10 protein-coding genes are annotated in these 12,530 nt (G+C 54.9%); all 10 read left to right on the top strand.

What is annotated here, in order from left to right; genetic code table 11:
• Positions 1 to 44 precede the first annotated feature (44 nt).
• The 10 genes from rpsA (at position 45) to AB1N67_RS18215 (ending at position 12,513) form a co-directional block, all read left to right on the top strand.
• Positions 45 to 1,724, top strand: coding sequence for a 30S ribosomal protein S1 (gene rpsA, locus AB1N67_RS18260; protein WP_043206589.1), 1,680 nt, complete (start codon positions 45 to 47; stop codon positions 1,722 to 1,724).
• A gap of 319 nt (positions 1,725 to 2,043) precedes the next feature.
• Positions 2,044 to 2,340 carry an integration host factor subunit beta gene (gene ihfB, locus AB1N67_RS18255; protein WP_043206588.1) on the top strand — a complete coding sequence of 99 codons (297 nt, stop codon included), beginning with the start codon at positions 2,044 to 2,046 and terminating at the stop codon, positions 2,338 to 2,340.
• A gap of 15 nt (positions 2,341 to 2,355) precedes the next feature.
• Complete coding sequence (locus AB1N67_RS18250; protein ID WP_043206587.1) at positions 2,356 to 2,619, top strand: LapA family protein; 264 nt, start codon at positions 2,356 to 2,358, stop codon at positions 2,617 to 2,619.
• A gap of 100 nt (positions 2,620 to 2,719) precedes the next feature.
• Positions 2,720 to 4,153: an MBL fold metallo-hydrolase RNA specificity domain-containing protein gene (locus AB1N67_RS18245; RefSeq protein ID WP_102082357.1), complete on the top strand. Its 1,434-nt coding sequence runs from the start codon at positions 2,720 to 2,722 to the stop codon at positions 4,151 to 4,153.
• Between the two features lie 748 nt (positions 4,154 to 4,901).
• Positions 4,902 to 6,212, top strand: coding sequence for a UDP-N-acetyl-D-glucosamine 6-dehydrogenase (wbpA, locus tag AB1N67_RS18240; protein WP_102082358.1), 1,311 nt, complete (start codon positions 4,902 to 4,904; stop codon positions 6,210 to 6,212).
• Positions 6,213 to 6,285: 73 nt separating this feature from the next.
• On the top strand, positions 6,286 to 7,236 hold the full coding sequence (gene wbpB, locus AB1N67_RS18235; protein ID WP_102082359.1) for a UDP-N-acetyl-2-amino-2-deoxy-D-glucuronate oxidase: 951 nt from the start codon (positions 6,286 to 6,288) through the stop codon (positions 7,234 to 7,236).
• 110 nt (positions 7,237 to 7,346) lie between these two features.
• On the top strand, positions 7,347 to 9,197 hold the full coding sequence (locus tag AB1N67_RS18230) for an acyltransferase family protein (RefSeq protein ID WP_102082360.1): 1,851 nt from the start codon (positions 7,347 to 7,349) through the stop codon (positions 9,195 to 9,197).
• Entirely contained in the window at positions 9,194 to 9,769 is a 576-nt protein-coding gene (gene wbpD, locus AB1N67_RS18225; RefSeq protein WP_102082361.1) for a UDP-2-acetamido-3-amino-2,3-dideoxy-D-glucuronate N-acetyltransferase, read from the top strand. The genes AB1N67_RS18230 and wbpD overlap by 4 nt, the downstream gene beginning before the upstream one ends.
• A gap of 2 nt (positions 9,770 to 9,771) precedes the next feature.
• Positions 9,772 to 10,860 (top strand): DegT/DnrJ/EryC1/StrS aminotransferase family protein, encoded by a 1,089-nt coding sequence (locus tag AB1N67_RS18220; protein ID WP_102082362.1) that lies wholly within the window; start codon positions 9,772 to 9,774, stop codon positions 10,858 to 10,860.
• 78 nt (positions 10,861 to 10,938) lie between these two features.
• Positions 10,939 to 12,513 (top strand): glycosyltransferase, encoded by a 1,575-nt coding sequence (locus tag AB1N67_RS18215; protein ID WP_367863329.1) that lies wholly within the window; start codon positions 10,939 to 10,941, stop codon positions 12,511 to 12,513.
• The last annotated feature ends 17 nt before the right edge of the window (positions 12,514 to 12,530 follow it).

Here is a 12,530-nt window from a genome sequence, read left to right as displayed (position 1 = left end):
TGTGGCTATGGGCGTCTGTTTCGCCCGAATCTACAGGAATTAAAATGAGCGAAAGCTTTGCAGAACTCTTTGAAGAAAGCCTGAAAACCCTCAATCTGCAGCCGGGCGCGATCATCACCGGTATCGTTGTCGACATCGACGGCGACTGGGTTACCGTTCACGCTGGTCTGAAGTCCGAGGGCGTCATCCCGCTCGAGCAGTTCATCAACGAAGCTGGCGAGCTGACCATCAAGGTCGGTGACGAAGTTCACGTTGCGCTGGACGCGGTCGAAGACGGCTTTGGCGAAACCAAGCTGTCCCGTGAAAAAGCCAAGCGCGCCGAGTGCTGGATTGTTCTGGAAGCAGCTTTCGCCGCCGAAGAAGTGGTCAAGGGCGTTATCAACGGTAAGGTTAAGGGCGGCTTCACTGTCGACGTTAACGGCATCCGTGCGTTCCTGCCGGGCTCCCTGGTTGATGTCCGCCCAGTGCGCGACACCACCCACCTGGAAGGCAAAGAGCTGGAATTCAAGGTCATCAAGCTGGACCAGAAGCGCAACAACGTTGTTGTTTCCCGTCGCAGCGTGCTGGAAGCCGAGAACAGCGCCGAGCGCGAAGCCCTGTTGGAAACCCTGCAGGAAGGCCAACAGGTCAAGGGTATCGTCAAGAACCTCACCGACTACGGCGCCTTCGTGGACCTGGGCGGTATCGACGGCCTGCTGCACATCACCGACATGGCTTGGAAGCGCATCAAGCACCCGTCGGAAATCGTCAACGTTGGTGACGAAGTCGACGTTCGCGTCCTGAAGTTCGACCGTGAGCGCAACCGCGTTTCCCTGGGTCTGAAGCAAATGGGCGAAGATCCGTGGGTTGCCATCACCTCGCGCTACCCAGAAGGTACTCGCGTACAGGCTCGCGTTACCAACCTGACCGACTACGGCTGCTTCGCTGAGCTGGAAGAAGGCGTTGAAGGTCTGGTACACGTTTCCGAAATGGACTGGACCAACAAGAACATCCACCCGTCGAAAGTCGTTCAGGTTGGCGACGAAGTGGAAGTCATGGTTCTGGACATCGACGAAGAGCGTCGTCGTATCTCCCTGGGCATCAAGCAGTGCAAGTCCAACCCATGGGAAGACTTCTCCAGCCAGTTCAACAAAGGTGACAAGATCACCGGTACCATCAAGTCGATCACCGACTTCGGTATCTTCATTGGCCTGGACGGCGGCATCGACGGTCTGGTTCACCTGTCCGACATCTCCTGGAACGAGTCCGGCGAAGAAGCCGTACGTCGCTTCAAGAAGGGCGACGAGCTGGAAACCGTCATCCTGTCGGTTGACCCAGAGCGCGAGCGCATCTCCCTGGGTATCAAGCAACTGGAAGACGATCCGTTCTCCAACTTCGTTGCTCTGAACGACAAGGGTGCAATCGTCAAGGGTATCGTCAAGGAAGTTGACGCCAAAGGCGCCATCGTTACCTTGGCCGACGACATCGAAGCTACTCTGAAAGCTTCCGAAATCAGCCGTGACCGCGTTGAAGACGCGCGTAACGTCCTGAAGGAAGGCGAAGAGATCGAAGCCAAGATCATCAGCGTCGATCGCAAGTCCCGCGTTATCAGCCTGTCCATCAAGTCGAAGGACGACGCTGAAGAGCGCGAAGCTATCCAGAGCCTGAAAAACGCCGCTCCGGAAGCTGCTGCCGACACCACCATGGCTGCGCTGCTGCGCGAAGCGATGGCCAAGCAGAACTAAGTTCTGTTTGATCGGTAAAAAAGGGCGACTTCGGTCGCCCTTTTTTGTGCCTGTTTGAAAACAAGCAGATACCGCCCTCGCGTCGCGTGCCGCTTCTGTAGGCGCTGACGAAGCCTGCAAAGCGGCGCTAGCTCCCCCTGAATCAATTCACTGCGTCTCGCCTGGTTATTCGGCCATTCCCTACTGCTCATCTCGCTTCCCAGTCTCCTGCAATCTTGAATTTTTTTATTAAGTCAAGATCCACCCTGTTCAAATCCGTCGGGGCGTGCTACAAACTGGTTAAGCAATGATCTAGCTGCTTGATAACGAAGGGAAAAATATGACGAAGTCGGAGCTGATCGAACGTATTGTCACCCATCAAGGGCTGCTCTCGTCCAAGGACGTGGAGTTGGCCATCAAGACCATGCTTGAACAGATGTCACAATGCCTAGCCACCGGTGATCGCATCGAAATCCGTGGTTTTGGCAGCTTTTCCTTGCACTACCGCTCACCACGGGTAGGGCGTAACCCCAAGACCGGCCAGTCGGTGAATCTTGAAGGCAAGTACGTACCGCACTTCAAGCCCGGCAAGGAACTGCGCGATCGCGTCAACGAAGAAGACCAGGTCCCGCACTGATAAAGGAACAGCCTGATGCGTAACCTCAAGCGTGCCTTGGCGGCACTCTTCGTGCTGCTGCTGGCGGCGGTGGTCCTGTTCTTCGTTCTGGAGAATCAGCAAGCCGTCTCCTTGGTCTTGTTCGGTTGGACTGCACCGGCGGTCCCTGTAGCGATACTGGTGATCGCCGCATTGGTCGTTGGCCTGGCTGTCGGTCCGCTGCTCGGCGCTTACGGCGTGCTGCGCAGCAAGCGCAAGATCCGTGCTTCTGCCCGCCAGGCGGCCCTCTCTGGCAACTGAGGATTTTTCCTTCCAGGGGCGGCGAATCCTGCCCTGTATCCTCCAGCTGAATGAATGAAGTAATAGCGCGCTTCAATTCAGACTTTGGAGGTTCAGCAGCATGCAATTCCCTACGCTTTCACACCACGGTGCTATCCGTGGTGTGACCGGCTCATGCCATCAACTTCACCTCGACAGCGCGACCAGCCTGTTGATCGACTGCGGCCTCGAGCAGGGCGGTGATGCCGCTCTGAAAGGTGAGAGCGCTTCGCTCGGTTTCGCCATCGATGGAATCCAGGCGCTGATCGTTACCCATGTGCACCTGGACCACGTCGGGCGTATTCCCGCCTTGCTCGCCGCCGGCTACCGCGGCCCGATCATTTGCAGCGAGCCCTCTGCGCGCTTGTTACCTTTGGTGCTGGAAGATGCCTATAAGCTCAGCGTCACTGCCGAGCCTACCCAGGTCGAGCGATACCTGGAATTCCTCGAGAAATTGATAACCCCCGTACCCTTCGAACAATGGCACACCATCGTAGATCGAGAAGGACTCGTATGCCGCATCCGGCTGCAGCGCGCCGGGCATCTGCTCGGTTCTGCCTATGTCGAGTGCGATGTATGTAAAGCGGATTCGCCCAGCAGCACGCGTGTCGTATTTTCCGGAGACCTGGGTGCTGCGCATAATCCATTGCTCAAGCCCGTACAGCCACCAGAGCGAGCGGACGTGTTGGTGCTCGCAAGCACCTACGGCGATCGCCTGCACGCGGACCGCAGCGAACGCCAGCAACGACTGGAAGCGGCCATCGATCGCGCGTTGTCCGATCACGGCACCCTCATGATCCCCGCCTTCAGCCTCGGGCGTACCCAAGAGTTGCTCTACGAGCTCGAAGACATCCTGCACCGCAAAGCCCTGCTCGCGCCCCGCAGCGAGAATACCGGGAGTGATCCCCTTGATTGGTCGCAACTCCCCATCATCCTCGATTCGCCCCTGGCCCAGCGCATTACCCGCGCGTACCAAGACCTGCATCAGTTCTGGAACGCCGAAGCCCGGCAACGTTTATATGAAGGCCGCAACCCCTTGAGCTTTGAACAACTGATATGCGTGGATACACACGCTAAACATCAGCAAGTGGTCAATTACCTTAAAAGTACGGGACGTCCCGCTATTGTGATCGCCGGTAATGGCATGTGCTCCGCCGGGCGCATCGTCAATTACCTCAAGGCTATGGTGGGCGATCCCAGACATGAAGTGATGTTTGTCGGTTATCAGGCAAAAGGTACACCCGGTGCCGTCATCCAAGCGAGTCAGGGGGCGGAAGGTTTTGTGCAAATTGACCTAGACGGCAGAATGTATGAAGTGCGGGCGAAAGTGATGAGTTTGGAGGGTTATTCGGCTCATGCGGATCAGGTGGGGTTGATCAGGTTTGCGTTGGGGTGCAAGGCGCGGAGGGTAGTGTTGGTGCATGGGGAGAGGCGCTCGAAGCAGCTGTTGGCTCAAGTCTTGGCCAGTCTTTTCAAGCAAGCTGATTATGATGCTGAGGTGGAGGTTGCGGGGTAATCGGTGCGCGCCGTGAGCGCATTAGTCGAGGTTGCCAGGTCCGCCTGGCACCCTGGCTGATGGGCGGGTATGGCTGGGCGTTGTTGTCAGCTACGTTAGGTGTAACAATGTATGCCCGTCGCCTAGGTAACAACATGGGTTTTTCATCTCCCTCCGAGGCTTTTCTCGGCTATCGTCAGGGATCCGAATTTCCCCGTGGCTCGCTTCTGCTTGCTATCAAATGCCAAAAAATTGAGGTCAGTGCGGATGTATCGTTCCGTGCGAACAAATGTCTGTCGGTTGTTTGGCGCTCCCGTCTGTCTATCGGGTGATGTTCCGAGTCGTATCGTTACCGATAGTTGAACGAGCGATTTATGATAGCTCACTCGTCCGGAGTCAGTACCTAGAGAGGAAAAATTGATATTTTTAGCCGTCTTCAGGGCTTGGTGTTGGTGTCAGCTGCAGAGCTTTTGGTTAGGGATTGCATGGCTCTTGGGGCGGTGCGTTGAGTGAGCGCAGAGCATCTTGGGTGTATCTCTCGGGTTGAAAACTTCGATGGATCCGTGAGGCCTAACCGCCTATGATTGGTCGGCCTTTCCACATCGGCAGCTGGCTGCTCTCCAGATGGGGTGGGTGAGCGCTTTTCGACAGAGTGGGAGCTTCCACGTTGTTATTAATGGATTCACTCGTTGGCGAATGAATCGTGAAGGATCAATAACCCGTTGTGCCGTCATGGAACGGGCATGTACATCAAGGTGAGTTGGAAAGCATGACAGATATAAACACGGTGGTAGAAAAGTATAAAAGCCGGCAGGCCTTGATTGGTATCGTAGGGCTCGGATATGTCGGGTTACCACTGATGCTGCGTTATAATGCGATTGGCTTTAATGTTTTAGGTATTGATATTGATCAATCCAAGGTCGATAAACTTAACGCTGGCCAAAGCTATATCGAGCATATCCCGGCTGCCAATATCGCCAAGGCTCGTCAGTCGGGCTTCGAGGCAACCATTGATTTTGAGCGTGCCAGTGAGTGCGACGCGCTGATTCTGTGCGTGCCTACGCCGCTGAATAAGTATCGCGAGCCGGACCTGAGCTTCGTGATCAACACCACCGATGCGCTCAAACCTTACTTGCGCGCTGGCCAAGTGGTTTCCCTCGAAAGCACCACTTACCCAGGTACTACCGAAGAAGAGCTGCTGCCTCGCGTGCAGGAAGGCGGTTTGGTTGTCGGCGAGAATATCTTCCTCGTTTACTCGCCGGAGCGTGAAGATCCGGGTAATCCGAACTTCGAAACCCGCACCATCCCGAAAGTGATCGGCGGACATACACCGAAATGCCTTGATGTGGGTATCGCACTTTACGAGCAGGCCATTGATCAGGTTGTTCCGGTAAGCTCCACCAAGGCTGCTGAGATGACCAAGCTGCTGGAGAACATCCACCGAGCGGTCAACATTGGCCTCGTCAACGAGATGAAGATCGTCGCAGATCGCATGGGTATCGACATCTTCGAAGTGGTTGATGCCGCCGCCACCAAGCCGTTCGGCTTCACGCCCTATTACCCAGGTCCCGGTCTGGGCGGTCACTGCATTCCAATCGACCCCTTCTACCTCACCTGGAAGGCACGTGAGTACGGTCTCCATACTCGGTTCATCGAATTGTCTGGAGAGGTCAACCAAGCGATGCCCGAATACGTGCTGGGCAAGCTTATGGACGGCCTGAACGAATCGGGGAAAGCGCTCAAGGGAAGCCGGGTGCTGGTCCTCGGTATCGCCTATAAGAAGAACGTCGACGACATGCGTGAGTCGCCTTCCGTGGAAATCATGGAACTCATTGAAGCCAAAGGCGGTATGGTTGCCTACAGCGACCCGCATGTACCGGTGTTCCCGAAGATGCGTGAACACCACTTCGAGATGAGCAGCGAACCGCTTACCGCTTCGAACCTGGCTGGTTTCGATGCCGTGGTGCTTGCCACTGATCACGACGATTTCGACTATGCCCTCATCAAATCCAACGCCAAGTTGATCGTCGATAGCCGCGGTAAATACCGCACGCCTGCTGCGCATATCATCAGGGCCTGATTGGCGTACTAGCAAATTGATCCGCCTGTGCCCTCCGGCCAGGCGGATTCATTCGTTTTTCAAAGGAAGCTTCATGAAAAATTTTGCTCTCATCGGTGCTGCAGGCTACATCGCCCCTCGTCATATGCGCGCCATCAAGGATACCGGCAACCGCCTGGTTTCTGCGTATGACATCAATGACTCGGTAGGCGTCATCGACAGTATTTCGCCGCAGAGCGAATTCTTCACCGAGTTCGAGTTTTTCCTCGACCATGCCCATGGTCTCAAGCGTGACCCAGCCACGGCTCTGGATTACGTGGCAATCTGCTCGCCGAACTACCTGCACCACCCGCACATCGCGGCAGGCTTGCGTCTGGGGTGCGACGTGATCTGCGAAAAACCGCTGGTTCCAACCCCCCAGCAGTTGGATGAACTGGCCTTGATCGAGCAGGAAACCGGCAAGCGCCTATTCAACATCCTGCAGCTTCGCCATCACCAAGCGATCATTGCCCTGAAGGACAAGGTTGCCCGTGAAAACAACCCGCACAAATACGAAGTCGATCTGACGTACATCACCTCCCGCGGCAAGTGGTACCTGCAAAGCTGGAAAGGCGATCCACGCAAGTCGTTCGGTGTGGCGACGAACATTGGCGTGCATTTCTACGACATGTTGCACTTCATCTTCGGCAAGCTGCAGCGTAACGTCGTGCACTTCACGTCCGAACACAAGGCGGCTGGCTATCTTGAGTATGAAAAAGCGCGTGTGCGCTGGTTCCTGTCCGTAGATGCCAACGACTTGCCAGAGTCTGTGAAGGGCAAGAAACCCACCTATCGCTCGATTACGGTCAACGGGGACGAAATGGAGTTCTCCGAAGGCTTCACCGACCTGCACACCACCAGCTACGAAGAAATTCTGGCTGGCCGGGGTTACGGTATCGAGGACGCACGCCATTGCGTGGAAACGGTAAACACGATTCGTAGCGCGGCCATCGTTACAGCGGCCGACAACGAAGCGCACCCGTTTGTGCAGGCTCTTTATCGCTGAACAGTTGGATGTGACTTGGGTGGCATTGGGCCACCCATTTTTGTGTTTTTGCAGGATCGTGAGCCAGCGTGTCGACTGATAATTACAGCAAGCCAAACGATACCGATGCGATGACTTCAGCCCGTGGTATCCGCCTCGATGTACAAGGCTTGCGCGCCATCGCTGTGTTCGCGGTCATGCTCTACCACGCGGATGAACGCTTTCTGAAAGCAGGCTTCATCGGGGTCGACGTCTTTTTTGTCATTTCCGGTTTTATTATCACTGCGTTGCTGACAGAATGGACCGAGAAGTTCAGTCTGCCCGGGTTCTACATCAGTCGAGCCAAGCGAATCCTTCCTGCTTATTTCGTCATGTTAGTGGTGGTGTGCTTACTCTCGGCCGTCCTCTTCCTGCCGTATGACTTCAATGTCTTCCAGAAGAGCTTGAGCTCGGCAGCCACGTTCACCAGTAATCATTATTTCTCAAGTTTTGGCAGTTACTTCGCACCACGGGTCGACGAGTTGCCGCTTTTGCATACATGGTCACTGGCCATTGAAATGCAGTTTTATCTGTTTTTCCCAGTATTGGTCATATGTGTGCCTACACGCTGGCGGTGCTGCGTGTTCGCTTCCCTCGCGGTCGGCTTCTTTATGCTGAGCGGCTACCAAGCGTTGGCTGCAACCCCGGATAAACTCTATTTTTCTTTGATAGCCAGGATCCCGGAGTTCATGCTGGGTGCCGTGGTAGCGTTGCTGATCCGTCAACGTGAACTGCCCATGGCGCTTGCAACCGCGCTGGGAGCGCTGGGCGCGTCGATGCTGGTCGTGTCACTGGTAACGATAGACAAACGGTATTTCCCAGGCTTTTGGTCTGCCGTGCCTTGCGTGGGGGCGGCGCTGCTGATCGCTGCTCGAAGAGGTCCAGTCAACGCGGCCCTTGCCACCCGGCCGATGGTCTGGTTTGGGGGGCTGTCCTACTCGCTCTATCTCTGGCATTGGCCGGTCCTGGCGTTTCTGCGCTATTACTCCGGGCACTACACACTCCCCACCCTCTGGCTGGTTGCATATGGGGCCAGCTCGTTGGTGCTGGCGTGGCTTTCTTACCGTTTCGTGGAGACACCGGCAAGAAACGCTACCGGTATGTGGCGCCAAGCGACGGCGTGGACTGCAGCGGCTGCTGTGGTCGGCCTGGCGATGTGGGGCGGGCAACGGCTTAACGCGTCTCTGGTTGCGCCTCTACCCGTTGAGATGACCCGCTATGCCAACCCGAAGTTGATTTGCCATGGCGTTCAAGTTGGGGGCTGCAAGCGCGGTAATCCGGATGCCGAGCCATCCGTGCTGGTCATTGGTGACAGCCATGCGGCCCAGTTGAACTACTTCTTCGATGAAGTCGGTAAACGTCAGGGAACTGCTTATCGAGTGCTGACCGCCAGCAGCTGCGTACCGATACCGGGTTTTGACGTGGAGCGACTACCCGCTTGGGCGCATGCGCCTTGCCGGGCACAAATCGAAGCAGTATCCCGTGAGCTGCCCAATGTCGACCAAATAATTATTGCCGGTATGTGGCAATATCAAATGCAAAGCCAGGCGTTCGCCAAAGCATTTGCCGAGTTTCTTTCTGACAGCATCAAGGCCCATAAGCGGGTGCTCGTCCTTGCGCAGGTGCCCATGTTCGAAACGGATGTGCAGCGAGTCAGACGTTTCACCGAGATCGGCCTGGCGGCACCTTTGGAATTCAACCGTGAGTGGCAGGCCACCAATCAGCAAGTCAGAGAAATAACCCAGCGCATGCCTGGAGTGCAGTTTCTCGATTTTTCCGACAGCGAATTCTTCGGCTCTGCTCCTTATCAGCAGGGCACGCTCATCTACCGTGACAGGCATCACCTCAACGAGGTGGGTGCCATTCGTTACGGGCAATACGCTGCGAACGAGCTGCTGCGTACTTTCGATCAACCTCAGTCCAATGTGAGTCTGAAGCCATGAATTACTATCAACATCCAAGTGCGATTGTCGATGAGGGTGCGCAAATAGGTGCGAACTCCCGTGTGTGGCATTTCGTTCATATTTGCGGTGGCGCGCGAATCGGAGCGGGCGTTTCGCTCGGCCAGAATGTGTTCGTTGGCAACCGGGTGTTGATAGGCGACCACTGCAAAATTCAGAACAATGTGTCGGTCTACGATAACGTGACCCTCGAAGAGGGCGTGTTTTGTGGGCCAAGTATGGTTTTCACCAATGTCTATAACCCACGTTCGCTTATCGAACGCAAAGATCAATACCGTGACACGTTGGTGAAAAAGGGCGCGACCTTGGGTGCCAACTGCACGATCGTCTGCGGCGTCACCGTAGGTGAGTATGCGTTTGTCGGCGCAGGTGCGGTAATTAACAAGGACGTGCCGGCCTATGCGCTCATGGTCGGTGTGCCGGCGCGTCAGATCGGTTGGATGAGTGAATTCGGTGAGCAACTGCAGCTTGACGAACAGGGCCAAGCTGTCTGCACGCATACTGGGGCGCGCTATGTGTTGCGCGAAAATACTTTGATCAAAGAGGCTGTTTGACCATGATTGAATTCATTGACCTAAAGAGCCAGCAGTCTCGCATCAAGGACAAGATTGATGCCGGCATCCAGCGTGTGCTTTCTCACGGCCAGTACATCCTTGGTCCTGAAGTACAGGAGCTGGAGGATCGGTTGGCCGAGTTCGTCGGCGCCAAGTACTGCATCACCTGTGCGAATGGCACCGATGCCTTGCAAATTGCGCAAATGGCCTTGGGCATTGGGCCAGGTGATGAGGTCATCACCCCTGGCTTCACTTACATTGCAACTGCCGAAACCGTTGCGCTGTTGGGTGCAAAGCCGGTCTATGTGGATGTTGACCCGCGTACCTACAATATTGATCCCGCACTGCTCGAGCAAGCGATCACTGACCGTACCAAGGCGATCATCCCTGTATCGCTTTATGGGCAGTGCGCCGATTTTGATGCAATTAATGCCATTGCTGCCAAGCACGGTATTCCAGTGATCGAAGATGCTGCGCAGAGCTTCGGCGCCTCGTATAAAGGCAAGCGTTCCTGCAACCTGACAACCATCGCCTGTACTAGCTTCTTCCCGAGCAAACCTCTTGGATGCTACGGCGATGGCGGTGCCATCTTCACCAACGACGAAGAGCTGGCGAAAGTGATTCGCCAGATTGCTCGTCATGGTCAGGATCGCCGCTATCACCACGTTCGCGTAGGTGTGAACAGCCGGTTGGATACGCTGCAGGCAGCCATTCTTCTACCAAAGCTTGAAATTTTCGCTGAAGAATTGAGGTTGCGTCAGGGAGTTGCCCAGCGTTATTCCGATATGTTAGCCGACGCGGGTATTACGCCACCGTTCATCGAAGCGCACAATCAAAGCGCTTGGGCGCAGTTCACTGTGCAAGTTGATGACCGCGACCTGGTTCAAGAAAAACTCAAAATCGCCGGCGTACCGACCGCCGTGCATTATCCAATCCCCCTGAACAAGCAGCCAGCGGTGGCGGATGGGTCGGTTGACTTGCCGGTAGGTGATGCTGTGGCGCAGCGTGTGATGAGTCTGCCGATGCACCCGTATCTGGGCGAGGCGGACAGCGAGAAAGTGGTTAGCGCATTGAGGGACATGTGGGTTTAAAACCCACTTGCATCTCGGTCAGCGACACAAAATTATAGAGCGGCCGAGATGAATTAGGAGCGTTGTAAGGATCAACAGATGAAAAATATTGGGTATCGTTACAGAAAAAAGTTGGGGCTCACCCGCACCGATTTGGTGAAGCTTTTCCAAGGGATCGTCCGCGGCGATGCTCGATTAGTTGCTATTAAGGCTAAGCTTGAAGCCTTGGAAGCTTATTCGACCAAAAAAAACCATAAAATCGAAAGTCTTCAGGAGTATGTCGAACGGAACCGTTCAAAAATTGAGCGGCTTAAACAGGCGGCCAAAGAGCGCCACGGAAAGTTAACAGCACTTCAGACTTCGCATAAGCTAAAAGTCGAGGCGTTGAGAAAGATGGCGCAGGAGCATCGTGGGAAGTATGAAGCACTACAGTCACTGTATCGAACTAAAATTGACGCACTGAAAGAGAGTGCTGTTCAACGTCATCAGAAACTTCAGCAGATTCAAAGATTCTATCGGGCAGCGCGCACCTATTTCGCGCTGTACTTCCAAGGGTTTTTGGCAGAAGCTGTTGCCCGGCGTTCGGAAGAGCTCAAGTCGGAATGTTATATCGCGTTGTTGCCGAACAGTTTGCCCGCGGCTTATGAACTGAGAAGGCTGAACGGCGAAGGTACCGTTTTCTGTGATAACGTCGAAAATGTTGACGTTCACAGACGGTCCGCTGCTCCTCGCTGGTCACCCGTTACATTGGGGATGGTGAACCACGCAGCCTATGGGGCAATGATGGATGCCGATGGCTTGCTGACCATTGGGGACGCACTTGCTAAAACCTTGACCCGTTTTGGGCCTCCTGTGCATGTTGTAAAAAATTTCCGTGAGTACGCGACGACAGAGCGCAACTCGGAACTTAGGGAAATGTGCAGTATTTCAGATGATGCTACACTGCTGTTTGCCAGTGGTAACGTCGTCATTGGATTTGAGCCTGTGATGCAGGCGTTGGCAGCGCTTCCTGAGAGTTATCACCTCGCAGCGTTTGTAAGGCTGAAGCCAGTCGAGTACCACCAGCGAATCCTCACGTTGATTGAGGAGTTGGGTATCGCTGATCGAGTACATCTTTTCGAATTTGTAAACTACGAACGTCTTGCCCATCTCGCGGCGGGAGCCGATATCGGTCTGATTACCAGCGATATTGCCAATCCAAACGGTGCAGTTGGTCTGCCAAACAGATGCTTTGATTACATAGCCGCCGGTTTGCCTGTTGTTGCGCCTGCGATGCCGGATGTCAAAGCATTGGTCGATACCTACGGGTTCGGCCGGATTCTTGACAGCACTACGGCTGAGTCGTGGATCGAATGCATCTTGGATGTTAAAGCAAAAATTAACGAATACCGTTCGAAGTCAGACTACGCTCGCAGTGCATTAACGTGGGAGAGCCAGGAGGATGCGCTCTATAAATTCCTGGGTGAACCGAAGTCCGTGACGTTGATCGCATTCCGTGACTTGACGCGATATCAGCGTTACAAGCGGCTCTCTAGGACGTTGATCAGCCGTGGGTGTCGCGTAAAGGCGGCATTTGTTTCTATCGATCCTGATCTCGATCATCTGGTGAGCGGAGTAGAGTACTACGTTACCGGTGAGCGGCACTTTGTGGACGTCGGTTTGCAGAAGCTCTGAGTCGAAAAGGATAAACA

Origin of the sequence: Pseudomonas guariconensis, assembly GCF_040822035.1 — a bacterium.
GTDB classification, from domain to species: domain Bacteria; phylum Pseudomonadota; class Gammaproteobacteria; order Pseudomonadales; family Pseudomonadaceae; genus Aquipseudomonas; species Aquipseudomonas guariconensis.
Note: the sequence above shows the minus strand (reverse complement) of the source record. Positions and strands in the feature narration are given on the sequence as shown.